The sequence below is a fragment of the Reichenbachiella sp. genome (genome assembly GCF_965233835.1).
Lineage (GTDB): Bacteria > Bacteroidota > Bacteroidia > Cytophagales > Cyclobacteriaceae > Reichenbachiella.
Genome location: NZ_OZ247585.1, coordinates 2,535,790 through 2,559,412, shown reverse-complemented (window position 1 = coordinate 2,559,412; position 23,623 = coordinate 2,535,790). Strand labels below are relative to the sequence as shown.

Genomic DNA, 23,623 nt, shown 5'->3' with positions numbered 1-23,623 from the left:
TCATATTGAAAATCCCCTTCTCATTTGTTCTTTTATTGTTTCTCTATCAATACCGTAATAGTGCTTGATGATGATTTCAACACTCTTACCTGTTATCTCTGAAACAATCTTTGGTGAGATCCCCTTCTTTCCGCACAATGATATAAATGTCTTTACTGCTATATGTGATGTTATCACCTTAAATTTCGGAACATAGGTGTAACTTTTATTCCCGGAGGATGTTTTGATCACTTCAACCTCTTTAGTTATTCCAGCCTTTTCACAAGCTTCCTTTATGTAATCATTGTACTTCTGCTCGGAAATTATGGGCAACTGATAATTGTATTTTTTTAAAATCCTTTCAGAACGAGGACTCAGAGGAACATACAAATCCTTTTGATTTTTATAAGCTCTCATTTCTATCACATCATCCACTATATGATCCTTTTGCAAACGACTCAAATCTGAATACCTTAATCCGGTATAGCAATTAAATACAAATACATCTCGCACCTGACTTAACCTCTCCGATTTAAATTGTTTTTGCTCTAAAATATCGACTTCATTTTCGGTAAGGAAATAGATTGGCGTATCGACACGGGGCACTTTTATTTCAGAAGTAATATTTGGAATTGGGTACCCTCTCTTCAACAAGTAAGTAAGAAAGACTTTAAAGTTCTTTATACTAGTCCCTACAGTATTATCTGCCAATCCCTTCGTCTTATCGGACTTTTCGATTTCATGATATAAGAAATACATCAAATCATCATAAAGTTTAAGACTAATATCATTAAGTGTTAATGTTCTTTTTTTTGCCTTCTCAAACTTTTCTAGATGATAAACAGCAGTCATGTAATTCGCCTTGGTTCCATCACTTTTGTTACAATTTCTTACAAATTTGCAGTACAAAGGCAAAAGCAACTCCTTACCTTCTTGTTTGCGTTTACCTTCTCGGGATTCCAGAAATTGAGTTTTAACTAATTCTGCATCGGGCTCATCACCCTTTAACCTAAGCTCTCTAGAAATTTCAATTATTCTTGCCTTAAAATTTGCTATCGTCGAATTAGTTAGAAGATCAGCTCTCTTAAGCGTTTTAATTAATTCCTCATTTGTTTTGTTCACTTTGATTCCCACCAGGGAGCTGCAAACCTCTTTAGAATCATTCCAATTTTTTGAATCCACTTTCATCGAAGTGCTGAGCTCAACAACTTTTTGCTTGTGCCTGTACTTTACATATATGGTAGCCTTTCCATTGGCGTCAATTTTGTTTCTTTTTATCAGCGCTTTTACTGTTGCCATAGTTTATTGTTTGAAGCAATATACAAATATAGTCACGATATAGGTCACTTTATTATAAGTAATTAGTGTATTTTAGCAATATGACATCAGTCAATTTAAGTGTTTTAGAGTATTTAGAAGGTATTATTTGTACTTACGAGTATTTAAGTTCGAATCCGACTGGGGGCTCACACTAAAGCAGCACTTGAGAAAGTAGCTGCTTTTTTTATGCATACGGTTTACATATTACATTCTCAGTCATTAGATAAACATTACATAGGTCGCAGTGAGAATCTAGAGACCAGAATCAATCAACATCTCAATAAATTCTATCTCGACTCATTTACTACTCGTGCTGATGACTGGAGGGTTATCTTCACGATTGAGTGTACAAATAAATCTCAAGCTTTAGCCATTGAGCATCACATCAAGCAAATGAAGTCCACCGTCTACATCAAGAACCTTATCAAATATCCAGAAATGACTCAAAAACTACTGACGAAATTCAAATCCGTTGGTTCGTCCCGATAGCTATCGGGACCGACTGGGGGCTCACACTAAAGCAGCACTTGAGAAAGTAGCTGCTTTTTTTATGTCAAAAAATGTAATTTCGCCACATGACAAACCCATCCTCTACCCTTCTAGATCAAGCTCATAACATTCTAAAAAACACCTTTGGGTATGACCAATTCAGACTGCAACAGGAGCACGTCATTGCACAAGTACTTTATGGAAAGGACGCATTGGTCATTATGCCTACAGGCGGAGGCAAGTCCCTTTGTTATCAAATTCCAGCCTTGGTGAAGGATGGAGCCTGCCTCGTTATTTCACCGCTAATTTCCTTGATGAAGGATCAGGTAGAGGCCTTAAAACAAAATGGAGTAGCTGCTGCTTTTCTGAATAGCTCGATAACCGCCGCCCAGCAACGACAAGTTGAAGAAGATTTTATGTCTGGTCAGGTCAAATTGCTCTATGTGTCACCCGAAAAGCTCATGACTCGCGACTTTTTCAATGTATTAAAATCAAGTACACTCAACCTCATCGCCGTAGATGAAGCTCACTGTATTTCCCAATGGGGTCATGACTTCAGGCCTGAGTATACCAAACTTAAGTTCCTAAAAGAGCAGTTTCCAGAGGTGCCCATCATGGCACTCACGGCTACGGCTGACAAAGCCACGAGGAGTGATATTTTAAATCAACTGAATATAGCTGATACAAAGACCTTTCTTTCCTCTTTCGATCGTCCAAACCTGAGTTTGGCAGTAAGACCCGCACAAAAAAGAGTCGAAGCCATAATCGACTGGATCAAAAGCCAGCAGGAGGAATCAGGCATCATCTATTGTCTATCCCGAAAAAGCACAGAATCGCTGGCCCTAAAGCTCAAAAAGCAGGGAATAGATGCGGATTTCTATCATGCAGGGATGGACCCACAAGTCAAAGACAAAGTACAGGAAAGATTTATCAAAGACGATTTAAAAGTGGTATGCGCCACCATTGCCTTTGGTATGGGCATAGACAAGTCCAACGTACGCTGGGTGATTCACCATAATCTACCTAAGAACCTGGAGAGCTACTATCAAGAGATCGGTCGTGCAGGTCGTGATGGCTTAGATTCAAAAACCTTGCTATTCTACAGTTATAGCGACGTGATGCAATTGAAACAATTCATAGAGGAAGGCGAACAAAAGCAACTATTGGAAGCCAAGCTGCAGCGTATGCAACAATTTGCAGAAGCTACCTCTTGTCGACGCAAGCTTCTGCTGAGCTACTTTGGTGAGCAATTGGAAAAGGACTGTGGTAACTGTGACATTTGCAGGAACCCACCAGAGTTTATGAATGGTCTCAAGTTGGCCCAAATGGCACTTTCGGCTATAGCTCGTACCCAGCAGAAAGTAGGCACTCGTATGCTAATCGATATACTCCGTGGATCTGGGAGAAACGACTTGTTTCAGTTCGGCTATCAAAACATTAAAACCTATGGTGTGGGGAAAGACCATAGTTACGTGGATTGGCAGCACTACATCGGACAATTTCTCAACCTCGGACTCCTTGAGATAGCTTTCGATCAACACAATATCCTGAGAATTACAGAACTGGGGAAAAAAGCGCTTTATAGCGAAATAGAAGTAAAAATTAGTAAACCAGAAACACAAGAACAGCGCAAACAAAGACTAACCCCGGCCCAACCTACCAAAAAGGCGCTACAGACGAATGCGCTGTTCGAACGATTGAGAGCATTAAGAAAACAAATCGCAGAAGCACAAGGAGTACCCGCCTACGTGGTATTTAGTGATTCCACCTTGCAAGAGCTTTCGACACATAAACCAACCACCGACGACGAACTACTCAACATCTCGGGAATTGGCCAACGCAAGGCTGATCAGTACGGTCGTGAGTTTATTCATGAAATTGTGACTTTCTTAAAAGAAAAAACGCTTGAGGGGGAAAAAATTAAAGGAGCGACTCATTTGGTGACTTACGAATTGCTCAAAGAAGGGCTATCACCTGATGAAATTGCTACCAAACGCAAACTAAACAAGGTAACCATTTTCTCACATATCGCTACTCTCTACGAGCAAGGACGCGAGGTAGACATTTCTCAATTCATTACTGAAGAGAACCTGGAGACCATTATTGCAGGAATCGAAAAGATTGGACAAACGGAGCAACTTAAGCCTCTATTTGAATTTTTTAAAGAGCAAATCCCGTACGATCAACTCAGATTGGCCATGGCGGTTTACAAAAAACAAGCAAAAATTGGAGGCTAGTAGTTTAATATTGGTATTAAAGCCAATATTTATAATTATTGGCAATTATGCCGATATTTGTTATTATTGGCAATTATGCCGATATTTGCTTAACTATGACAAGTATCCTCACAGGTGATATTATTAATTCTAGAGAAGTAGACAGCCAAATTTGGTTGCCTGTACTCAAGAGTACCCTCAATAATTATGGTACAACGCCTAAAAAATGGGAGATTTATCGTGGAGACAGTTTCCAACTAGAAGTAGAACCAGCAATGGCGTTACTAGCTGCCATACACTTGAAGTGTTGCATCAAACAAATCACGTCATTAGATATCCGCTTGGGCATTGGTATTGGAAAGAAAGATCAAACCACATCAAAAATCACCGAAGCCAATGGTGAAGCTTTTGTCAACTCTGGACAGGCCTTCGACCACCTCAACAATAAAAGAACCATGGCACTAATTACACCATGGCCCAACGTCAATCAAGAAATGCAGCTAGCACTTGATCTTGCCCTGCTTACTATGAACACATGGCCAACAAATGCCGCCAAGTACATTCAGACCTCCATTGAGCATCCAGATTGGAAACAGAATGAACTAGCCAAACATCTAGGTAAAAGCCAGGGCACCATTAGCCAAAGTCTCAATCGAGCAGGTTTTGACGACATCATGAAATTCGAAAAAAGATACCGCGAACTAATAACCAACCTATGATCTCACTGACCCTAAAACTTCTACTAGCACACCTGATTGGAGATTTTCTTATCCAACCCGACCATTGGGTAAAAGACAAAGAAGAAAAGAAACACAGATCAAAATACATGTTTGCACATCTGCTGATTCATGCGATAGCTACTCTCCTACTTCTACAATTTGATTTCACTTACTGGAAAGGCTTGGTGATTATCATCGTCTCTCATTTTGCTATTGACCTGATCAAAATCAATTGGCAAAACACTTCGAACAAACGATGGTTATTTTTTATTGATCAATTAGCACACCTCCTTGTTATTGCTTGGGTCGTTTATCTATACGAACCATATAAACTTAACCTTATGAGTTCTTTCCTAATGGGAAATCAAATGATTCTATTAGCGATAGCCCTACTCACCACTACTGTAGCCTCCTCTATTTTCATGAAAGTTATCATTACTAAATGGGAACTGGAAGAAGACATCAGTAGCGCTTCACTAGAACATGCAGGCAAATACATAGGAATGCTTGAGCGTCTTTTTGTATTTGGATTTATTGTTCTTGGTCAGTGGCAAGCCATTGGATTCTTATTAGCCGCCAAGTCCGTTTTCAGATTTGGTGATCTATCGAAAGCCAAAGACAGAAAACTTACAGAATACATCCTTATCGGAACACTTCTAAGTTTTGGCTTTGCCATACTTTTTGGCTTAGCTTACAATTACTTCTCCGAAAGAATTGGTGATTAAATCCCTCCTACAGTTCCTTTCAATTTATGCTTCTTACCATCTCGCCAAACAATTAAAGAAAATGAATCTCCTTTTTTGAGCTTGGAGAATTCATTTGCAATTTTTTCAATACCAGCTTCAGTAGTCAATGGTGTACCATCTACTGCCAGAATAATATCACCTCCAATCAAAACAATCTCTCCATTGTACTCCACAGGTATTGAACCTCCCTCAATTCCTAATGCACCAATAGGTGAAAATAGAGTAACCTTTTGAACGAGCAGTCCTACATTCTGAGGGATATTGAGTGCCCGCCCCAACTCACCGCCAATCAGGACTGCCTCCATGCCTGTCCATGGTGTCGGCTCATCAAGCAACAGGTCTTTGCATACATTAGATGTAGCAGCAAAACCTAGCCCTTGAAACCCACCTGATTCTGACAGGATATAACTTGCCAAACCTACCACTTCTCCTTTCATATTAAACATTGGACCTCCTGAGTTTCCATGATTAATTGATGCGTCCGTTTGAAAAAATTCTATCACGTGTGCGCCGTGAGCAAAACGTCTTTTAATATGCCTTCCACTGATATAGCCCACTGAAAGACTAAAATCCAATCCATAAGGTGAGCCTACCATAAATATTTCGTCTCCAACCCTTACCTTGTCTGAATCTCCTAATTTGGCGACAACTTTATTTTTTGGTGCCCAAGACAACTGAATAGCAGCCACATCTGCAAAGGGTGCCGAACTAACGACCTTGGCAGGAATAGTTTCACCATCATTGAACTGTACTCTTATGTTTTCGGCCGTTTGCACTACGTGCGAAGCCGTTAGAATCAATCCATTAGCATCTATTAAAACACCAGACCCAATTCCCTGATTAGTTACCATTTGACCCTCTCCAACATTGAAGTCCTTTTCTTCAATGAGAATTTTGACTACCGATTTGGATAATGTTTCGTACAGATCACTCAGTGTCTGCGCCTGAGATTGAAATATGATTAAGACGGAAAAAGCGAATAATGATAAAAATTTCTTCATAATGAGATTAAAATAGATGATTAGTTTGGATTTGAGTCTCTTAAAAATTTGCCCACGAAGGTAGCCAATACCACTACCAGGTAAAACTGCCCAACTAAGCCTAATACGATAGAAAGACCTTTGGATGCAGAGATAAGTGGTGAAATGTCTCCATACCCTATAGTGAGCATGGTAATGTAACTGAAATAAAGCAAGTCCTGCCCACTTCCGCGACCTGGATCTATGTTAGAATATGCTAAAGGATCGACGATATGTATCGCCAAGGAGAGTAACGCACCAATGTAACCAATGAGCATATAACCATCGAAAGCTCCAAATATTTCACTAACTCCTATATTCTTTTGAGCTACCAAATCAGAGAAAAGCTCGAAAGCTACAATACCAACAAAAACTGAAAAAACGACTAATCCAACTAAGCCGGCATATCCTTCATACCAATTAAATACTACTCCTAGGATACCCAATATCAGTATATACAATGCCGTTCTTCTTAGTCGCTGTATAACTAAAAAACAGGCACCCAGCATCAATATGTTCAATGCTGGTGAAATAAAAGCAGTCCTAATTTCCTGCGGAAAAAAGCCTGGCAAAAGTATATTAACCAGCATGATAAAAAACAAGACTTGATACTTGTATCGAGCAACAGGAGACTCCTTAACCACTTCTTTAAAAATAGACATCTATTCAGTCGGTTGATTACTATATTCTTCCTCCGTAAGCCAACCACCACCTAAAGCCTTGTAGAGTTGAATGTACGATACCAACAATTCGCTTCGAACAGCGGCAAGAGCAAGCTCAGCCTCAAATGCCTGACGCTGAGATTCTAAGTATTCCAGATAACTGGTAATCCCCTTGTCGTACCGTTCTGAGCTCAAGTACTGAGCATTAGTGGCGGCTTGAACATGGTTTTGTCTGGCCACCATTTCCTGCTCATAGGTTTGAATGGCGATCAAAGCATCTTCTACTTCCCGAAACGCATTAAAGACCACATTTTCATAGTTGAGATAAGCAGACTCCGTTCGTACTCTTTCTATCTCCACTCTCCTTTTGTTTTTGCCCCAATTAAAAATTGGTCCAACTAGACTGGCTCCAGCGTTCCACGCCAAGCCTCCAGAATTAAAATCATTAAGTTCATTGCTAACCCCCAAAACGCCAGTCAAGGAAATAGATGGAAAACGGGCAGCCTGAGCAACTCCAATCCGTGCATTCTGTGCTACTATAAGCTGTGTGGCTAGTGCAACATCGGGTCTGTACAGCAAAACTTCAGAAGGAAGTCCGGCTGGAATATCCACGGCCACGCTCAAACTATCTAAAGGTAAACTGTCTTCGATATTTCTTGGAAATCCACCGAGCAAAACACTCAAAGCATTCTCAGTTTGCGCTGCAGCTCTGACGTACAACGGCACAGCGGAAGCTGCAATGGCCTGTTGAATTTGCGCCTGGTTCAGGTCAATTTCTGCCACTATACCTTTGTTATATCTAGCTTGTATCAAATTCACAGAACTATCTCTAAGTGCTACTGTTCTTTCTGATATCTCAATACTGGTTTCATACCTCCTCAGTTCAAAGTATAAAAAGGCCACTTCACTGGCTATTGCCAATCTAAGATTTTGATACCCTGCTTCTGAAGCCAAATACTCCGCCAATGCAGCTTCGTTTAGTCTTCTCAGCTTTCCCCAAAAATCTAATTCCCAACTCACCGTGGCTAAACCTGCATAGTTTCCATTCGCTTCTGTACCTAAAAATCCCGCATAGTTACCATAAGTCAAATTACCTTGGGCATTGAATTGTGGTAGCATCTCTACTTTTTGAATCTTATAGAGTAGTTGTGCTTGCTTCAAGTCATTCGCAGCGATGCTAACATTTCTGTTGCTATCCAGTGCTACCAGAATAAGTGAGTCCAAAACCGGATCGTTGAACAGTTCCCACCATTTAATATCTCCAAGTGAATCGGTTTCGTTCTCGGCATATTGGTAAGATTCAGGAGTATTCATTTCGGGGCTCTTGAATGCAGGACCCATTTTGCAGGAATACAAAAACACACCCGCTAAAACCCAAATTGCTATATATCTTATCGTCTTCTCCATGCTTATTGATCTGTTGAAGGCTCGATGCTTCGATTTTTTTCGTAATTAAAAAGTTTGCCTATAAACACGAAGAGCATAGGATATAAAAATACACCCAGGAAGGTAGCCAACGCCATACCTCCGAGGAGTGCCATTCCCATCACTTTTCTGGCCTCAGCACCCGAGCCACTGGCAACTACCAATGGAAATACACCTAATATGAAAGAAAAGGCCGTCATCAAAATAGGTCTAAATCGTGACTTAGCAGCTGCGATCGCAGAATCAAAAAGAGAAAGGCCTTTTTGAAACTCTTCATTGGCAAATTCCACAATAAGAATGGCATTCTTGGCTGCCATGCCTATGAGCATAACAAAAGAGACCTGGGCGAAAATATTGTTCTCGAATGTTGGGCTGAACTGTCTGGATGCCCATAAGGCAAACAAGGCTCCAAAAATGGCAAATGGTGTTCCAAGCAAGATACTGAGCGGCAAAGACCAACTTTCGTACTGCGCAGACAAAATCAGAAATACAAAGACAAGTGAAAAGGTCAAAATCACTCCTAAAGATCCAGATGCTTTCTTTTCTTGAAACGACATGGCATTCCATGCAAAGCTCATATCCGAAGGTAATGCTTCTCCAGCTACTCTTTCGAGTGCTTCCATCGCCTGAGCAGATGTAAATCCAGGTGCTGGACTTCCTGTTACTTCTACCGATCTAAACAGATTAAATCTATTGGTATAATCCGGACCGGAAATTGGTTCGATATCAACCAACGTTGCCAAAGGTACCATGTCTCCTTTATTATTTTTTATAAAGAAATTACTGATCTGGGATTCGTCTACCCTGTATTCTGGTTCGGCTTGGATATAAGTTTTGTAAAGGCGTCCAAATCTGGTAAAATCATTGACATAGGCACCGCCCATAAACGCTCCAACGGTCGTGTATAGATCATTGAGCTTCACCCCCATCTTCAAAGCTTTTTCCTTGTCCACATTCATGTAGCGCTGAGGCACTGTAGCCTGGAAAGTAGTAAACGCACGTCCTATTTCAGGAGCAGCATTCGCAGCCTGGATAAACTTCATGGTGTTTTGAGCCAAGTAATCAGGAGAATTCCCCAACCGATCTTGAATCATTATACTAAACCCTGAACCATTACCTAAACCTGGAATCGCGGGTGGTCCGAAGGCAAAGGCCTCAGCTCCTTTGATCGAAAAGTATAGTTTCTTGTTTACTTCATCTACAATTTCCTTAGCTGTTCTGTCTCTTTCTGCCCAATCGGTAAGTGTGACAAACATGAAACCATTGTTAGAAGACATGGCTCCTGACAACAAGCTAAATCCCGTAGCTGTGGTCACGAACTTAACTTCAGGAACAGTGGCCACAATTTTTTCAATTTTTTTAGCGATCACATCAGATCTTTGCAAGGAAGCAGCATTGGGCAACTGCATATTCACAAAGAAATAGCCCATATCCTCTTCAGGTATAAACCCACCTGGCACCATCTTTCCAAAAATACCAGCTGCCACAGTCATGATAACTATAAAGACCACGCCCCTTTTTATCTTCCGGGTTACTACATTAGTAAAACTCATGTAGGCATCAGTACTCTTGTCCATGCCTTGATTGAACTTTCCAAAGAACCAACCTAAGGGACCGCCGTATTTCTCGGGTTTCTTAAGGAGGATTGAGCAAAGGGCTGGGCTCAGTGTTAAAGCATTAACAGAAGACACCATAACAGATACCACAATCGTAATGGCAAATTGCTGATAGAGCAGTCCGGTGATACCAGCCATTCCAGCCACAGGAATAAATACAGCAATCAAAACCAAGGTTGTGGCTATAACTGGAGCAGTTACTTTACTCATCGCATCCAAAGTAGCTTCTTTGGTGCTCATTCCTTTTTCGATATTTACTTGCACCGCTTCTACTACTACAATGGCGTCATCCACCACAATACCAATGGCCAACACCAAACCCAACAAGGACAGTACATTGATGGTAAATCCCAAGGCTGGAAAAAACATGAAGGCTCCTATCAAAGAAACTGGTATGGCCAAAGTAGGAATCAATGTGGCCCTCCAGTCCTGGATAAAAATGAACACCACCAAAACCACCAGAATCAAAGCCACAATCAGCGTTACAATGATATCTCGGATACCTGCAGTAATTGGTGCTGTAGAATCCAAAGACACATCATATTGCATACCCTCAGGGAATGCACTTTTGAGGTCTTCCATATCTTTGATCACATTTTCTGCCAACTCTACAGCGTTAGACCCCGGCGCCTGATACAAGGCTACAATAGCACTAGTCTCACCATTCAATCGAGTAAATGAGTTATAAGTTTCTACCCCCAGACTAACCGTGGCAATGTCTCCCAACTTCACCTGAGATCCATCTTCTTTGGTTCTCACTACAATCTCTTCAAACTCCCTTGGTGAATTAAATCTTTCAGGTAAACGAACAGTATAGGTAAACTCTGTTCCTGGTGGTGCAGGCTCAGCACCAAACTTTCCTCCTGGCACAATGATGTTTTGTTCGTTAATCGCTGTGAGAATCTCTGGAACTGTTAATCCTAAGTGAGACAAACGATCTGGTTTGATCCAAATTCTCATCGAGTAATCTGAGGCTCCCAATACATTTACCCGACCAATTCCTTTAATTCTGGATAACCTATCCTTGATATTGATCAATGCATAGTTCCCTAAGAAATCCTGGTCATATCGACCATCTGATGTCAGCGCCACCAGCATCAAAATATTGGGAAGTGACTTCTCGGTAGTTACTCCAAGTTTCTTAACTGCTTCAGGTAGTTTAGCTGTAGCAGCCGATACGCGATTCTGAGCCAGGACAGTATTCATATCCGGGTCCGTACCTACATCGAATGAGATATCGATCACCATAGAACCATCATTGGCATTGGTAGATTTCATGTAGATCATATTGTCTACACCATTGATTTGCTGCTCCAACGGAGTCGCCACTGACTCTTCTACGTTAATTGCATTGGCACCTGTATAGTTAGCCCTTACCTGTACGATTGGTGGAGTTAAGTTAGGGTATTGTTCGATGGGCAAATCTATAACTGACACTGCCCCAACGATTACAATAATAATCGCAATTACCATGGCCACAATCGGCCGATGAACAAAGAAATTTCCTTTCTGATCTGACATATCGGACGATTATTTTAAACTAACGCTTTTGAACTCAGTCACTTCTGGAATAACCTTATCTCCCGTCCGTACCTTTTGGACACCTTCTAGAACTACTAGTTCACCTTCTTTCAAGCCTTCGCTAATCATCCAGAGATCATCCATTCGCTCGCCCACTTTAACTTGTCGTGCTTGAACGGTACCTTCTTTGTCCACCACAAAAACTGAATATTGACCTTGCAATTCAGACACACATCTTTGTGGAATGGTAATAGCGTCTTTTTTATCGTCCATTTTCACTCGAACCCTTCCAAACTGTCCCGGTCGAACAATCAAATTTGGGTTAGGAAATGAACCCTGCACTAAAATGGCGCCCGTGGTGGCATCCACTTCTCTGTTGATAAAATCCACGCTTCCTTTAAAAGGGTGCTCAATACCGTCAGACAAAATCAGAGTTAACGACTCCTTTCGTCCATCTTCTCCTCTTGATTTTAATTCCTCCCTATTATTACTCACATACCTCGCAATGGTCAGATACTCACTTTCAGTCAGGAAAAACTGTACTCTGATTGTATCAATTCTGGATACAGTATTCAAAATCACAGGATTGGGGTCTCTCCCAACGAATTCCCCTTCTCGAGCATTAGTCTTACCTATGAATCCAGTAATGGGAGACGATATTCTGCAATATCCCAAATTGATCTGACTCATTCTTAGGTTACCCTTTGCAGCGTTGACAGAAGCTACAGCTGCATCTCTTTTCGATTGAGCAAAGTCCAGGTCACTCTTACTTACAGCATTAATCTCTGCCAATGGCTTATAACGTTCCAATTCATTTTCCGCATTAGCCAACATGGTTTGAGCTTCAGCCAAGTTTGCCTGCATGGCAGAAACTTCAGCTTTGAATGGCTCAGGGTCTATAGCGTATAGCAGTTTACCTTTTTCAACCCTCACCCCCTCAGTGAAATAAATACCTTCTAAAAACCCTTCCACTCTGGCTCGAATCGGAATATCCTTCAACCCGAAAACCTGCCCTACGAACTGCCGGTATAGCGGCACATCCGTTTTTGATACTTTTACTACAGGCAACTTTTGAGGAGGAATGACGGTGGCCTGCTTTTCTTTGCAGCTAACTATGATCACTGATAAGATCAAGACCATCAGCGTTTGGCGTAAATTCATTGGATGAGTTTAGAAAATGTCAAATTAGTTTATGCCGACAGATACTGCCATCGGTATTCGAAAATAAAAACTAATAGTTAATTATTCTTTTTAATATCAAATTTTCATATTCTTTTGTTAACCTTTTTTTGACTCCTATGAATTCTAAACAATCATTAGTACACTTTTCAATTTACTTTTCTTTCGTTCTATTCATATATGGATGTGCTCCAAGCCACCCATTAGTACTAGATGCCGCCTGGGAAAACTCAGTATACGAACCGCGCAGTTTTAGAAAAGTGGCGGTCTTTGGTATGTCCAAAGACATCAAAAACAAAAAAGAATTCGAGAAGGATGCAGTAAAGTATTTCAAAAGTAAAGGCGTACCTGCTGTAGCAGGATATACCATCTTCGAACACGAGCCCGAAGGTGATGAGGTCAATCGATCCGATGTTAAAAAGGAGCTTTTTGCTCAGGGATTTGATGGGGTGCTAACCGCCTCTTCTATTGAAAACATTTCGACAGACGATGATGACATTACCGATGAGGAATTGGCCAGTCATGCGGAAGGGCTATACAAGTTCGGACAATATTTCGAAGCGCGATACGATCACTTGCAGTCAGATGTGGATCATTCCCATCACAAATACTCTATCCTGGAAGCCAACTTCTATTACCTCATGGACTATAATGAATTCGATGGTAGCGGATTAGTTTGGATTTCACATTTCAAATATGATCTGGAGAAGAAATCTGACGTAGCTATAGAAATAGACAACTATGCCCATGTGGTAGTCAATGCGCTTTTTGAGGATCAGGTGATTTTGGAGAGATAAATTTCACTTCATATATTAGTCTCATTAATAAAAATCAATTAAAACTATTCCTATGAAACTTGTACTATACCTGATGCTGGCTACCCTAGCAATATCGAGCTGTAACTCGACAGAGGCGACCCAAGCAAACAATGTTAAGCTGATCGAAAGCTACGTTGCAGCCGTAGAAAACAATGAGTATGAAACCATGGCCTCTCTACTAGCAGATGACTATGTTGGCATAGGTCCTTCAGTCAAGGACACTACTTCAAGGAGTTTGGCGCTAGCTGCTTGGAAAACAAATAGTTCAGAATTGTATGAGTCCATCAAATACACGAAATCACGGATCTTTCCCATCACAGTAAAAGATGGCGATTATCCTGGTGAATGGGTAACAAATTTTGCCTTGCTCACAATAAAGTACAAGAATGGGAAGTCTGTTCAGCTACTGGCAAATACCTCTTATAAAATTAAGGAAGGAAAAATTACAAATAGCTTCACTTTCTATAATGAGGCTGATGCTTTAGAACAGCTTGATTACGTTTTTATAGACCTTAATGATTTAAACCAATAATCCTATGAAAAATATACTAATACTCGTTTTCATGCTTATTGGGTTCAACCTACAAGCTCAATCTGAAATGAATTTGGCTAAAGGTCTTGGATTGTTTGTCTTTCCTTCGCAAGGACAAGATAAAATCAAACAAGACAACGAAGAATATGAATGCTACAAATGGGCTATTGAGCAAACTGGATTTAATCCATTAAACCCTCCTGAAATTGAAGCTGAGGAAGTCGAAACTGGACCAGATGGTTCGGCTGTGAGAGGTGCTGCCCGGGGAGCAGCTGCAGGTGCAGCAATAGGAGCGATAGCAGGAGATACCGGCAAGGGTGCGGCAATAGGAGCAGTAGCAGGTGGACTTCGAGGCCGAAGAGCTAGAGCTTATCACCAACAGCAAGAAGTTCAGCAAAGTGAAGCGAATGCTAAGGCCAAAGAAGAAGAAATGATGAATGATTTTAAGAAGGCATTCACTGCTTGTATGACTGCGAAAGGTTATTCGGTTCAATAGTGAACCAATTGAAACTTGCATGAGGGAGGTAAATTCTCTCCTTCCTTGCAAACCAATATTATATCTTTCTAACTTTCTGTTGCTCTGTAGAGGCATCGATCATTTTGGCATAACTCACTTTTTCGCCAGAAGCGGATTCGTAGTAGTAGTGCAAACCCTCCAGCGTAAGTGTACACTCCCCAAGTTCATATCTTAATACTTCGACCTTATCTCCTTCTGCTAGTGGTTCGCCATTGATATCCAATAGCTGCGGGGCTTGCTTCTCTTTTTTCTTCTTTTTGAATAATCCAAACATCAAATGTCGTTGTTACTTGTGTGGCGCAAATTATTTATTTCTGATTATAAAATTGAGCGGTTATGACCTAATTTTATCCTCACAATTAAGACCATAACTAAATCAGTAGAAAATGAAATATTCTTATCTAATCATAGCAGGTTTCTTCATCACGGCTTGCACCAGCAATCCGCAATCCTCATCAGAAACTGCTTCTGAACCCGCAGAAACTACTACTGAATCGGTAAAAGATACGACCACCGAAGGCGTAAAGTTTAAGAGCAAAGGTATCCAAACGATATACAGCGCTTATGAAAAACTAAGAGACGCTTTAGTAGCGACAGACTACGAAACGGCCAAGGCATTCGCCAAAGATTTAAGTGAAGCGTTGAAAGCAGATGAAAGCACCTGGCAACAGGCAAGCATTGCTGATGGCATCATGAATGCCGGAGACGTTGAAAAGGCACGAGAAGTATTTTCAGAATTGAACAACTCCATGGAGAGCGTATTTGAAGGAGCTGTTGAATCTGGTGAGATTAATAAGTGCTTCTGTCCTATGGCCCTAGACAATGAAGGTGCTTCATGGTTCAGTACCACCAAAGAAATCAAGAACCCGTACTTCGGTGACAAGATGCTGAAATGTGGTGTGGTGAAGAAGACGATTAAGTAAAAGAACGCTGCGTCATACCCCGGCGATGTCCGGGGTATCCGTCCGAAAAAAATAGGCTGTGTCTCTAACGGATTCCCTGAATAAATCAGGGAATGACGTTTTGCAATTTTAATCTTGCCGCAATATTTCATTATTTCCTACCTCCTCTTCAATTCCAAAATTAATATTTAGGGTCTACCGTGATCTTGAACCTGTTTTTGCTATATTCGTGGCTCATTGAGCCTCGGATTTTAGTCTGCTAATAATTCGCAATTGGGTTCAAAATTTAATAGATTAAATAGCAACATTAATTAATAAATAAGCACATGAAGATTCTTGTTTGTATTACGCATGTTCCAGACACGACTTCCAAAATTGCCTTCACTGATGGCAACACCAAGTTTGATCAGACGGGTGTTCAATATATCATTGGACCTTATGACGATTATGCCTTGGCCAGAGCCGTGGAGCTAAAGGAACAATCTGGAGGGAGTATCACTGTATTGAACGTAGGAGAAGCCGAAACCGAACCTACCTTGAGAAAAGCTTTGGCCATTGGGGCTGACGACGCGATTCGCGTAAATGCTTTCCCTAAGGATTCGTTTTTCGTGGCCAATCAGATAGCGAATGCAGCCAAAGAAGGTGGATACGACCTGATCTTGATGGGTAGAGAATCTATTGACTTCAACAGTGGTGTGGTACACAGCATGGTAGGTGAATTATTAGGTATGCCTTCCCTATCACCAGTAATGACGCTTGATATCGAAGGCAGTACAGCCAAGATGACAAGAGAGATAGAAGGAGGTAAAGAATATTTAGAAGCTGACTTGCCGCTAGTGCTAGGATGTCAGGAACCGATTGCTGAGTGGAAAATCCCTAACATGAGAGGGATTATGACAGCAAGAACCAAACCATTGAACGTGGTAGAACCTGCAGATGATACGGTTAGGACTCAATTGAGTACTTACGAGATGCCTCCTGCTAAAGGAGCAGTGAAAATGATTGATGCGGACAACGTATCAGAACTGGTTGACTTGTTGAAAAACGAAGCCAAAGTACTCTAATTATCAAGCCCAAAAAATTATAGAAATGTCCATATTAGTATTCATAGAAATATCAGAAGGCGAAATCAAAAAATCGTCATTGGAAGCAGTAAGCTATGCTGCAGGTATCGGTGGTGATGTGACTGCCATAGCATTCGGCGAAGCCGGTAATGAAGCATTGGCCGCAGCTGGAAAAGCAGGTGCAACCAAAGTACTGCACGTAGCTGACGACAAATACAAACAAGGAAATATACAAGCCTACGCGTCGGCACTAGCAGCGGCTGTAGAAAGCACGGGAGCTGAAACTGTGGTTTTAGCTAAGTCGTCTCTTGGCGATCCTGTATCTGCAAGATTGGCTATCAAAATCGGTGCTTCTCTAGCCACTAACGTGACTGAATTACCTGACACGTCTAACGGCTTTACTGTTAAAAGAAGCATTTACACTGGTAAGGCTTTTGCAAATGTTGATTTGACTGAAGGCAAAAGAATTATCGGCATCAAAAAGAATGCTGCTACGATCAAAGAAGATGGAGCTGATGCAGCCGTAGAAGCATTTAGCGTAAGTGCTGACGATGCTGACTTCAAAGTAAATGTGACTTCACAAGAGAAGGCAACTGGTGAGATTTTACTTCCAGAAGCTGACTTAGTAGTATCAGGCGGAAGGGGATTGAAAGGCCCAGAGAACTGGGGTATGATAGAAGATTTAGCGAGGACGTTAGGTGCAGCGACGGGATGTAGTAAACCGGTATCCGATATGGACTGGAGACCTCATCACGAGCACGTGGGACAAACGGGAATCAAAGTAGCCCCTACCCTTTATATTGCTGTGGGCATCTCAGGTGCGATTCAGCATTTGGCAGGTGTGAACTCATCGAAATATATCGTAGTAATCAACAAGGATCCAGAGGCTCCTTTCTTCAAAGCAGCCGATTACGGTATCGTAGGCGATGCTTTCGAAGTTGTTCCGAAGTTAACAGAAGCTATCAAGGCACTAAACAATTAATAGACAGTTGGAGAAAATAAAACTAGACATTATAGGATTATCCTCCAGCCATGCACAATCGGGCTCATTTGCGCTGGTGTTAGGCGAATCGGACGGTGGTCGAAGACTACCGATTATCATTGGCATGTTTGAGGCGCAAGCCATTGCCATTGAGATTGAGAAGATTACGCCTAACCGGCCCATGACCCATGATTTATTCAAGTCATTCGCCGGTAATTTCGAAATAGACATCAAAGAGATTATCATCTCCGATCTAAAAGAAGGTGTTTTCTTTGCCAAGATTGTTTGTGTAGATAGCAATGGAAAAAAAGTAGAAATAGATGCCAGGCCTTCGGATGCCATAGCCATTGGCATTCGTTTCGATGCCGAAATCTATACTAACCCTGCGGTTATGGAAGAAGCCGGTATTGTAGTCACTGATGAGTTTGAAGAAGAGCTAGACACCCTTTCGTCACCAGAAGATGAACCTAAGAAGGAAGAGTCAAAAGGTAAAGGCATCAAAAAACACTCGGTGGAAGAACTGAATCGTCTGCTAGACAAAGCACTGGCAGAAGAAGACTATGAGAAAGCGGCTCAACTTCGTGATGAATTGAATCGTCGGAATTAAGAGTCAAGAGCCAAGATTATGCTGGTATCAGATCGAATTCTTGAATTTTATAAATCTTTAGCTCCACCAAACAAACTCCCTAAGAAAGTAGAAACCATGAATCCCTACCAGTCTGAAGATGGTTGGGAAACGACTACTCGATTCTACCAAAAATATTATTCGGACAACAATCCTCGCAGAATGCTCTTTGGTATCAACCCCGGTCGATTCGGAGGTGGTATCACAGGAATACCTTTTACAGATCCATTGCTTTTAGAAGAAGTCTGCGAGATTCCGAATTCATTCAACAAAAGAGCAGAATTAAGCTCTCGATTCATCTATGAGATGATTGACAACTTTGGAGGACCAAAAACCTTCTATGCCAAATTCTATATTACAGGAATGTCTCCATTAGGCTTCGTCATGGATGGTAAGAATTTGAATTATTACGACCTCAAAAACTGGCAGAAGATATTCGAAAAGGATATGATTCAATGGATCAAAGATCAATTGACTTTCAATATCGATACCTCAGTGGCATATAGTATTGGACAAGGTCAGAACTTGAAATTTCTCAAACAACTGAATGACAAGTACCAATTCTTCGATGAGATAGTTCCTGTCCCTCACCCCCGTTGGGTGATGCAATACCGACTCAAAAGAAAGCAGGAATTCATTGACGAATATTTGCAAAAACTAGGCTGATTTTTGCCGCTTATCAAACTCATTGCCATTTTGAATTCGATCATTCCAAGATTTTATATCTTCGGATTTGAAAATCATCAAGAATCCATTAATTCAATCAACTATGAGAAAGTTAGCTGCTTTGGTTGCGCTATTTGCAACTATGTCATTACAGGCGCAAGATCCATACGAGTTCACCACGGTCATCGACTTGGAAGCCACTCCCATTATCAGTCAAGGAAGAACAGGCACCTGCTGGAGTTTTTCAGCTTCTTCATTTATCGAATCGGAAATTATCAGAAAGACTGGAAAGACCATAGACCTTTCGGAAATGTATACAGTTCGCCAAACCTACATGGACAAAGCTGAAAACTATGTCATGCGACAAGGCAGAGCCAACTTCAGCGAAGGTGGACTAGCACATGACGTATTGAATTCCATCAAAGCCAATGGACTTGTCCCTAATGAAGCCTACCGCGGATTGGATGAAGGAAACAACTATCACAACCATGCTGAAATGGTGGCAGTATTGGAGTCAATGGTTAAAACCTATGTAGACAACCCTGGGAAAAAATTAAGCAAAAAATGGAAGCCGGCGGTTAGCGCGGTTTTAGACGTGTATCTAGGTGAAGCCCCAAAAACGTTTACCTATGAAGGAAAAAGCTACACTCCTCAATCCTTTTTTGAAATGACCCAAATCAATCCTGATGACTATGTTTCTATTACATCATTCAGTCATGCTGATTTCTATTCTTCATTCATATTGAATATCCCAGACAACTTCAGCAATGGTAGTTTTTATAACCTACCGCTCGATGACTTTATCAAAACTTTGGACAACTCCTTGGAGAATGGCTATTCCGTAGAATTCGACTGTGATATCAGTGAACCAACCTTCTCTGCAAAATATGGACTAGCTATCATACCTGAAGAGGCTAGTAACAATAAGGCCGCACTTGAGGCGCTTTATCCTGAGTTGGAAGTTTCTCAGCAGTACCGTCAGGGTGAGTTTGAAAACTTCGCCACTACTGATGACCATTTGATGCATATCATGGGACTAGTAAAGGATCAGAAAGGCAACAAATATTACAAAGTGAAAAACAGTTGGGGTAACAACTCAGACCGAATCGGAAATGATGGATTTATTCATATGAGTGAGTCGTATATGAAGTTGAAGACCATAAGCATCACCGTTCATAAAGATGCAATTCCAAAGGATATTGCTAAAAAACTTGGGGTAAAATAAAATATTCAAATACTAGGGATTACTTATATCCTGAAGGTAATACCCTAGTATTTTCCAATCATCATCTTTTTTACCTAACAGCCAGGTGGTTTGTTCCTCCTTCCACTTTCTAAACTTGTTTTGTCCCGTATCAAGAGTCACAACCACAGCAGAATTGGCTCTTACATTAACGGAAAGAATATCAAAGGTATTGGCGTATGGCCCTGCTTGCTGGATCATCCATGCCGGCCATTCTTTTAAATCTTCACCCGACAAAGACATGTGTGCCTGCCAGTTTATTGGATTCGGAGAGTAGTTTCCATTCCACATGATAAACTGATCGCCTAAGGCTGACAGAACTAGCTTGGGTTTGTTCTGACTTAACCCTTGATGATAATTACTTATGATTTCCTTCAATCTGGAATGTTCCTCATTGATAGGGACAAAAGGAGTTACTCTGTTGTACTTCCATTGATGTGTCAGTTGCCAGGTTTTTCCAAAATCTGTAGAGAGATGAGTGGTCCATTCAAAAGTATCAGTCGTTTTAAAATCAAGCTGAAATTTCACCTGCATCTTCTTTTTATTTGGATCACGAGTCCAATTCAGCGTAAAACCCTTTTCCTCTATAAAACCTTCCAAGACCATCACATTCGAATGTTCGGAGTCGTAGTACACCCTTTGTAACTGCATGCTATCTCTCATATACGTTACAACTTCTACTGCATAGTAGTTCTCTCTGTATACACCCTTGTAGGATTCTTGAATAGAACATCCATTTAAACCCGTTGAGATCACTGAAACACCCGCGTTCATTTCATAGTTACCTGGAGATATTCTATCCTTAGCTTCTACTTTCCATGTTCCAATCAGTTCGCCTAGTCTCGCGTTTCCGGTATGTTGACAGGGAAAGCCTGTTTGTTGAGCATAGCTATTTAGGCTAGCTATTAATAATAAGCATAATAGTTTTTGCATCTTTTATGTTTAATTGAGCAATTGATTCATTGACCATATTTTGACCTTACCATCGCCTCCGCCGCTTACCAGAGTGGATTGATCTGAGGATAGAGAAATACCTGTGCAATACTTCTCATGAGCCGCTATATTTTTGATCGATTTTCCTCCTAAACTCCAAATATTGATATGGCCATCGTCTGCACATGTTAACATGTACTCTTCCAACAAGACCATTCCTGAAATAGCGCCTTCATGCGCTTTCCATTTTGATACAACTTCAAAATCCTGATCCCAAACCACAACTATTCCACCTCGATCCCCGGTGACCATATTGCCTTCCAAATCTATAGCCAACTCCCAGATTGCGGATTCGTGTGGGGTATCAATGGTTCGGATTAATTGACCTGACAGATCCCAAATCTTAATACTAGAATCATCCGCAACTGTCAATAAACGGTCGCCAATATAGGAGGCTTTTCTCACCTGTCCCTTGTGGCCCTCAAGCTCTGCCACCAACTCCCACTGAGCAGTCCAGATTTTTGCCACTTGATCTCTCCCTGAAGTCACAAACATTTTCATAGTGTTTATTTCATAGAGGTCTAATATTGACTGGTTGTGGATTTTCAATGACTCGATGGATCCGGTGTTTAAATCTAGGACATATCTAAACCCCATATAATCCACGGCAACTACCTTTGAATCTGAATCGGTAAATATGACATCAGAAAGAGAGTGATTAAACTCAGTAAAGCTTCCAATAAATTCTCCTTCTACCGTATAAATGTTTACAACTGAGTCTTTCCCTGCTGAAGCGATCTTGTCGCCCAATTTGGATATTGCAACATCATAAATTGTACTGGGATGATCCAAGGATACGCTTTGAGCAAATACGCTACTCTCGAAAATAACCAGTAGCAAGATTAAGACTCTCATGATCAATTTGATTTTAGGTTACACTAAAATACGAATGTCATTTTCATGATCACGTGAGGTACCACCGACTAACCAATTCTAGGTAACGAACTGATAGTAGCATAGGTCTAAAAGGAATTGATAAAGTACATTTCTGATGGCTTTTTAATTAAAGAATTGCCTATTCTCAATTTAATACAATTGCTTATTGATATTATACCTAATCAACTAATAGTACAATTGTTATCACTAAATTCTACAATAAAACCAACGAAAATAAAATATCCCAATATTAGTATTATGCAATCTATTTCTATATTTTACAACATATTATTAGAAATGTGCAAATTAGGAATTTTACCTATAGAAATATTTAGGTAAATGTACGAATTACTATTGTGCAAGTATTAGTACATATTTGTAATAGATACTTAAACAAATAGTTATGAATCTTGTCAGAAAATCAATTATCATCGGTACACTTTTAATGAAAGCCATTCCATTAGCATTGTACCTGATATTCGTTTGATACAAAAAATTTAAAGACCGCAAGGTCTTTTTTATTAGCTATAGAGGAAGATAGTCAGAATATTGACGACTCTGTTTTGGTCGTCAATAATTCGAGACTATGAAAACCACGAACAGAATTACCCTTCTTGTTTAGCTTAGGGCTCCAAACCGCTACTGCAAATTCTTCCGGATAGACTGCAGCTATCCCGCCCCCTACTCCACTCTTTCCTGCCAACCCAACCTTAAAAGCAAACTGACCCGATTCATCATAAAATCCGCAGGATAGCATTAAGGCATTTAGTCGCTTCACTTGACTTTTCGTCAAGCTGAATCCAGCATGTTCATAAGACATACCATTCTCTCCAAAATGAAGAAAAGCAGCGGCCAACTCCCTGCAAGTCATCTCTATTGAACATTGTTTGTAATAAAAATCCAGGATTTCATCCGTTTCATTTACGATGTTTCCTTTTGCTTTCATCATGTTCACAAAAGCAGCATTCAGATAGCCTGTTTCTTTCTCCGATTGAGCTACCAATTTATTATAAGAAATCTCATTAGAACCAGTTAATGACTGGACAAAGGCGAATAAGTCCGCCTCAGGATCTTTTAGCTCAGACAATAATACATCGACCACTACCAATGCGCCAGCATTGACAAATGGGTTTCTAGGGATTCCATTTTCATACTCAAGCTGAACAATAGAATTGAAAGGATTTCCAGATGGCTCTACACCTACTCGCCGCCAGAGCTTTTCTCCAAGCAATGAAAAGGCCATAGCAAGACTAAATACCTTCGATATACTTTGAATAGAAAACTTCTCTTCTGAGTCGCCTGAAGCAAAATATTCCTTATTCATGGTTGTCAGGTGTATACCGAATTTATCAGCATTTACTTTGGCCAATTCGGGAATGTAGTCTGCCACTTCTCCACTATTCTCCAAAGCACCAACTTCAAGTGCTATCTCATTGAGTATTTTTTGATAATCCATCCTCAAATTTGAATGGATAAATTGACTCCATGAAATTCCATTCTAACTTTTTAATTAA

The 23,623-nt window shown here is 40.7% G+C and carries 23 protein-coding genes; 13 read left to right on the top strand and 10 right to left on the bottom strand.

Annotation, left to right across the window (positions count from 1 at the left end):
• Positions 1-1,278 (bottom strand): phage integrase SAM-like domain-containing protein, encoded by a 1,278-nt coding sequence (locus ACO6S2_RS10880; RefSeq protein ID WP_422358578.1) that lies wholly within the window; start codon positions 1,276-1,278, stop codon positions 1-3.
• 207 nt (positions 1,279-1,485) lie between these two features.
• Between ACO6S2_RS10880 and ACO6S2_RS10875 the strand changes: the two genes are divergently transcribed.
• The 4 genes from ACO6S2_RS10875 (at position 1,486) to ACO6S2_RS10860 (ending at position 5,448) form a co-directional block, all read left to right on the top strand.
• Positions 1,486-1,788 carry a GIY-YIG nuclease family protein gene (locus ACO6S2_RS10875; RefSeq protein ID WP_422358577.1) on the top strand — a complete coding sequence of 101 codons (303 nt, stop codon included), beginning with the start codon at positions 1,486-1,488 and terminating at the stop codon, positions 1,786-1,788.
• A gap of 86 nt (positions 1,789-1,874) precedes the next feature.
• Positions 1,875-4,025, top strand: a complete 2,151-nt coding sequence (gene recQ, locus ACO6S2_RS10870; protein ID WP_422358576.1) for a DNA helicase RecQ — start codon at positions 1,875-1,877, stop codon at positions 4,023-4,025.
• A 95-nt stretch (positions 4,026-4,120) separates the two neighbouring features.
• Positions 4,121-4,723, top strand: coding sequence for a transcriptional regulator (locus ACO6S2_RS10865; protein WP_422358575.1), 603 nt, complete (start codon positions 4,121-4,123; stop codon positions 4,721-4,723).
• On the top strand, positions 4,720-5,448 hold the full coding sequence (locus tag ACO6S2_RS10860) for a DUF3307 domain-containing protein (RefSeq protein WP_422358574.1): 729 nt from the start codon (positions 4,720-4,722) through the stop codon (positions 5,446-5,448). The genes ACO6S2_RS10865 and ACO6S2_RS10860 overlap by 4 nt, the downstream gene beginning before the upstream one ends.
• Here ACO6S2_RS10860 and ACO6S2_RS10855 read toward each other — a convergent pair.
• Genes ACO6S2_RS10855 through ACO6S2_RS10835 form a run of 5 tightly spaced genes read right to left on the bottom strand, consistent with a single transcriptional unit; the run spans position 5,445 to position 12,873 of the window.
• Positions 5,445-6,470 (bottom strand): S1C family serine protease, encoded by a 1,026-nt coding sequence (locus ACO6S2_RS10855; protein ID WP_422358573.1) that lies wholly within the window; start codon positions 6,468-6,470, stop codon positions 5,445-5,447. The genes ACO6S2_RS10860 and ACO6S2_RS10855 overlap by 4 nt on opposite strands.
• 20 nt (positions 6,471-6,490) lie before the next feature.
• Positions 6,491-7,150 carry a potassium channel family protein gene (locus ACO6S2_RS10850; protein WP_422358572.1) on the bottom strand — a complete coding sequence of 220 codons (660 nt, stop codon included), beginning with the start codon at positions 7,148-7,150 and terminating at the stop codon, positions 6,491-6,493.
• The gene (locus tag ACO6S2_RS10845; protein ID WP_422358571.1) at positions 7,151-8,557 is read right to left on the bottom strand and encodes an efflux transporter outer membrane subunit; all 1,407 of its coding nucleotides are present in this window, start codon (positions 8,555-8,557) and stop codon (positions 7,151-7,153) included.
• Positions 8,558-8,559: 2 nt separating this feature from the next.
• A complete protein-coding gene (locus ACO6S2_RS10840) occupies positions 8,560-11,712 on the bottom strand; it encodes an efflux RND transporter permease subunit (protein WP_422358570.1) in 3,153 nt (1,050 codons plus the stop codon).
• A 9-nt stretch (positions 11,713-11,721) separates the two neighbouring features.
• On the bottom strand, positions 11,722-12,873 hold the full coding sequence (locus tag ACO6S2_RS10835; protein ID WP_422358569.1) for an efflux RND transporter periplasmic adaptor subunit: 1,152 nt from the start codon (positions 12,871-12,873) through the stop codon (positions 11,722-11,724).
• A gap of 137 nt (positions 12,874-13,010) precedes the next feature.
• On the opposite strand from ACO6S2_RS10835, the gene ACO6S2_RS10830 reads away from it, so the two are divergent.
• From ACO6S2_RS10830 to ACO6S2_RS10820, 3 genes are read left to right on the top strand one after another with little or no spacing between them, the layout of a single operon-like run.
• Entirely contained in the window at positions 13,011-13,688 is a 678-nt protein-coding gene (locus tag ACO6S2_RS10830; RefSeq protein WP_422358568.1) for a hypothetical protein, read from the top strand.
• A gap of 52 nt (positions 13,689-13,740) precedes the next feature.
• On the top strand, positions 13,741-14,241 hold the full coding sequence (locus ACO6S2_RS10825) for a nuclear transport factor 2 family protein (RefSeq protein ID WP_422358567.1): 501 nt from the start codon (positions 13,741-13,743) through the stop codon (positions 14,239-14,241).
• 4 nt (positions 14,242-14,245) lie between these two features.
• Positions 14,246-14,737, top strand: a complete 492-nt coding sequence (locus tag ACO6S2_RS10820) for a glycine zipper domain-containing protein (RefSeq protein WP_422358566.1) — start codon at positions 14,246-14,248, stop codon at positions 14,735-14,737.
• Between the two features lie 58 nt (positions 14,738-14,795).
• On the opposite strand, the gene ACO6S2_RS10815 is transcribed toward ACO6S2_RS10820, so the two are convergent.
• Positions 14,796-15,032: a hypothetical protein gene (locus tag ACO6S2_RS10815; RefSeq protein ID WP_422358565.1), complete on the bottom strand. Its 237-nt coding sequence runs from the start codon at positions 15,030-15,032 to the stop codon at positions 14,796-14,798.
• A gap of 112 nt (positions 15,033-15,144) precedes the next feature.
• Here ACO6S2_RS10815 and ACO6S2_RS10810 point away from each other — a divergent pair, with 112 nt between their 5' ends.
• From ACO6S2_RS10810 to ACO6S2_RS10785, 6 genes are all read left to right on the top strand, one after another.
• The gene (locus ACO6S2_RS10810) at positions 15,145-15,681 is read left to right on the top strand and encodes a DUF3347 domain-containing protein (RefSeq protein WP_422358564.1); all 537 of its coding nucleotides are present in this window, start codon (positions 15,145-15,147) and stop codon (positions 15,679-15,681) included.
• Between the two features lie 305 nt (positions 15,682-15,986).
• Positions 15,987-16,724: an electron transfer flavoprotein subunit beta/FixA family protein gene (locus tag ACO6S2_RS10805; protein ID WP_422358563.1), complete on the top strand. Its 738-nt coding sequence runs from the start codon at positions 15,987-15,989 to the stop codon at positions 16,722-16,724.
• Between the two features lie 25 nt (positions 16,725-16,749).
• Positions 16,750-17,706, top strand: a complete 957-nt coding sequence (locus ACO6S2_RS10800) for an electron transfer flavoprotein subunit alpha/FixB family protein (RefSeq protein WP_422358562.1) — start codon at positions 16,750-16,752, stop codon at positions 17,704-17,706.
• A gap of 7 nt (positions 17,707-17,713) precedes the next feature.
• Positions 17,714-18,313 (top strand): bifunctional nuclease domain-containing protein, encoded by a 600-nt coding sequence (locus tag ACO6S2_RS10795; RefSeq protein WP_422358561.1) that lies wholly within the window; start codon positions 17,714-17,716, stop codon positions 18,311-18,313.
• Positions 18,314-18,331: 18 nt separating this feature from the next.
• Entirely contained in the window at positions 18,332-18,997 is a 666-nt protein-coding gene (locus tag ACO6S2_RS10790; RefSeq protein WP_422358560.1) for a uracil-DNA glycosylase family protein, read from the top strand.
• A 67-nt stretch (positions 18,998-19,064) separates the two neighbouring features.
• The gene (locus tag ACO6S2_RS10785) at positions 19,065-20,222 is read left to right on the top strand and encodes an aminopeptidase C (RefSeq protein WP_422358559.1); all 1,158 of its coding nucleotides are present in this window, start codon (positions 19,065-19,067) and stop codon (positions 20,220-20,222) included.
• A 12-nt stretch (positions 20,223-20,234) separates the two neighbouring features.
• Here ACO6S2_RS10785 and ACO6S2_RS10780 read toward each other — a convergent pair whose 3' ends face one another.
• The 3 genes from ACO6S2_RS10780 to ACO6S2_RS10770 form a co-directional block, all read right to left on the bottom strand.
• On the bottom strand, positions 20,235-21,173 hold the full coding sequence (locus tag ACO6S2_RS10780; protein WP_422358558.1) for a DUF1579 family protein: 939 nt from the start codon (positions 21,171-21,173) through the stop codon (positions 20,235-20,237).
• 9 nt (positions 21,174-21,182) lie between these two features.
• The gene (locus ACO6S2_RS10775; RefSeq protein WP_422358557.1) at positions 21,183-22,088 is read right to left on the bottom strand and encodes a WD40 repeat domain-containing protein; all 906 of its coding nucleotides are present in this window, start codon (positions 22,086-22,088) and stop codon (positions 21,183-21,185) included.
• A 562-nt stretch (positions 22,089-22,650) separates the two neighbouring features.
• A complete protein-coding gene (locus tag ACO6S2_RS10770) occupies positions 22,651-23,565 on the bottom strand; it encodes a glutaminase (RefSeq protein WP_422358556.1) in 915 nt (304 codons plus the stop codon).
• Between the last annotated feature and the right edge of the window lie 58 nt (positions 23,566-23,623).

Coding starts and splice junctions, on each gene's coding strand:
- ACO6S2_RS10850 (WP_422358572.1), bottom strand. CDS start 7,150: ATGTCTATTTTTAAAGAAGTGGTTAAGGAGTCTCCTGTTGCTCGATAC.
- ACO6S2_RS10770 (WP_422358556.1), bottom strand. CDS start 23,565: ATGGATTATCAAAAAATACTCAATGAGATAGCACTTGAAGTTGGTGCT.
- ACO6S2_RS10840 (WP_422358570.1), bottom strand. CDS start 11,712: ATGTCAGATCAGAAAGGAAATTTCTTTGTTCATCGGCCGATTGTGGCC.
- ACO6S2_RS10845 (WP_422358571.1), bottom strand. CDS start 8,557: ATGGAGAAGACGATAAGATATATAGCAATTTGGGTTTTAGCGGGTGTG.
- ACO6S2_RS10875 (WP_422358577.1), top strand. CDS start 1,486: ATGCATACGGTTTACATATTACATTCTCAGTCATTAGATAAACATTAC.
- ACO6S2_RS10815 (WP_422358565.1), bottom strand. CDS start 15,032: ATGTTTGGATTATTCAAAAAGAAGAAAAAAGAGAAGCAAGCCCCGCAG.
- ACO6S2_RS10820 (WP_422358566.1), top strand. CDS start 14,246: ATGAAAAATATACTAATACTCGTTTTCATGCTTATTGGGTTCAACCTA.
- ACO6S2_RS10780 (WP_422358558.1), bottom strand. CDS start 21,173: ATGCAAAAACTATTATGCTTATTATTAATAGCTAGCCTAAATAGCTAT.
- ACO6S2_RS10835 (WP_422358569.1), bottom strand. CDS start 12,873: ATGAATTTACGCCAAACGCTGATGGTCTTGATCTTATCAGTGATCATA.
- ACO6S2_RS10880 (WP_422358578.1), bottom strand. CDS start 1,278: ATGGCAACAGTAAAAGCGCTGATAAAAAGAAACAAAATTGACGCCAAT.
- ACO6S2_RS10830 (WP_422358568.1), top strand. CDS start 13,011: ATGAATTCTAAACAATCATTAGTACACTTTTCAATTTACTTTTCTTTC.
- ACO6S2_RS10825 (WP_422358567.1), top strand. CDS start 13,741: ATGAAACTTGTACTATACCTGATGCTGGCTACCCTAGCAATATCGAGC.
- ACO6S2_RS10860 (WP_422358574.1), top strand. CDS start 4,720: ATGATCTCACTGACCCTAAAACTTCTACTAGCACACCTGATTGGAGAT.
- ACO6S2_RS10800 (WP_422358562.1), top strand. CDS start 16,750: ATGTCCATATTAGTATTCATAGAAATATCAGAAGGCGAAATCAAAAAA.
- recQ (WP_422358576.1), top strand. CDS start 1,875: ATGACAAACCCATCCTCTACCCTTCTAGATCAAGCTCATAACATTCTA.
- ACO6S2_RS10865 (WP_422358575.1), top strand. CDS start 4,121: ATGACAAGTATCCTCACAGGTGATATTATTAATTCTAGAGAAGTAGAC.
- ACO6S2_RS10775 (WP_422358557.1), bottom strand. CDS start 22,088: ATGAGAGTCTTAATCTTGCTACTGGTTATTTTCGAGAGTAGCGTATTT.
- ACO6S2_RS10805 (WP_422358563.1), top strand. CDS start 15,987: ATGAAGATTCTTGTTTGTATTACGCATGTTCCAGACACGACTTCCAAA.
- ACO6S2_RS10790 (WP_422358560.1), top strand. CDS start 18,332: ATGCTGGTATCAGATCGAATTCTTGAATTTTATAAATCTTTAGCTCCA.
- ACO6S2_RS10810 (WP_422358564.1), top strand. CDS start 15,145: ATGAAATATTCTTATCTAATCATAGCAGGTTTCTTCATCACGGCTTGC.
- ACO6S2_RS10855 (WP_422358573.1), bottom strand. CDS start 6,470: ATGAAGAAATTTTTATCATTATTCGCTTTTTCCGTCTTAATCATATTT.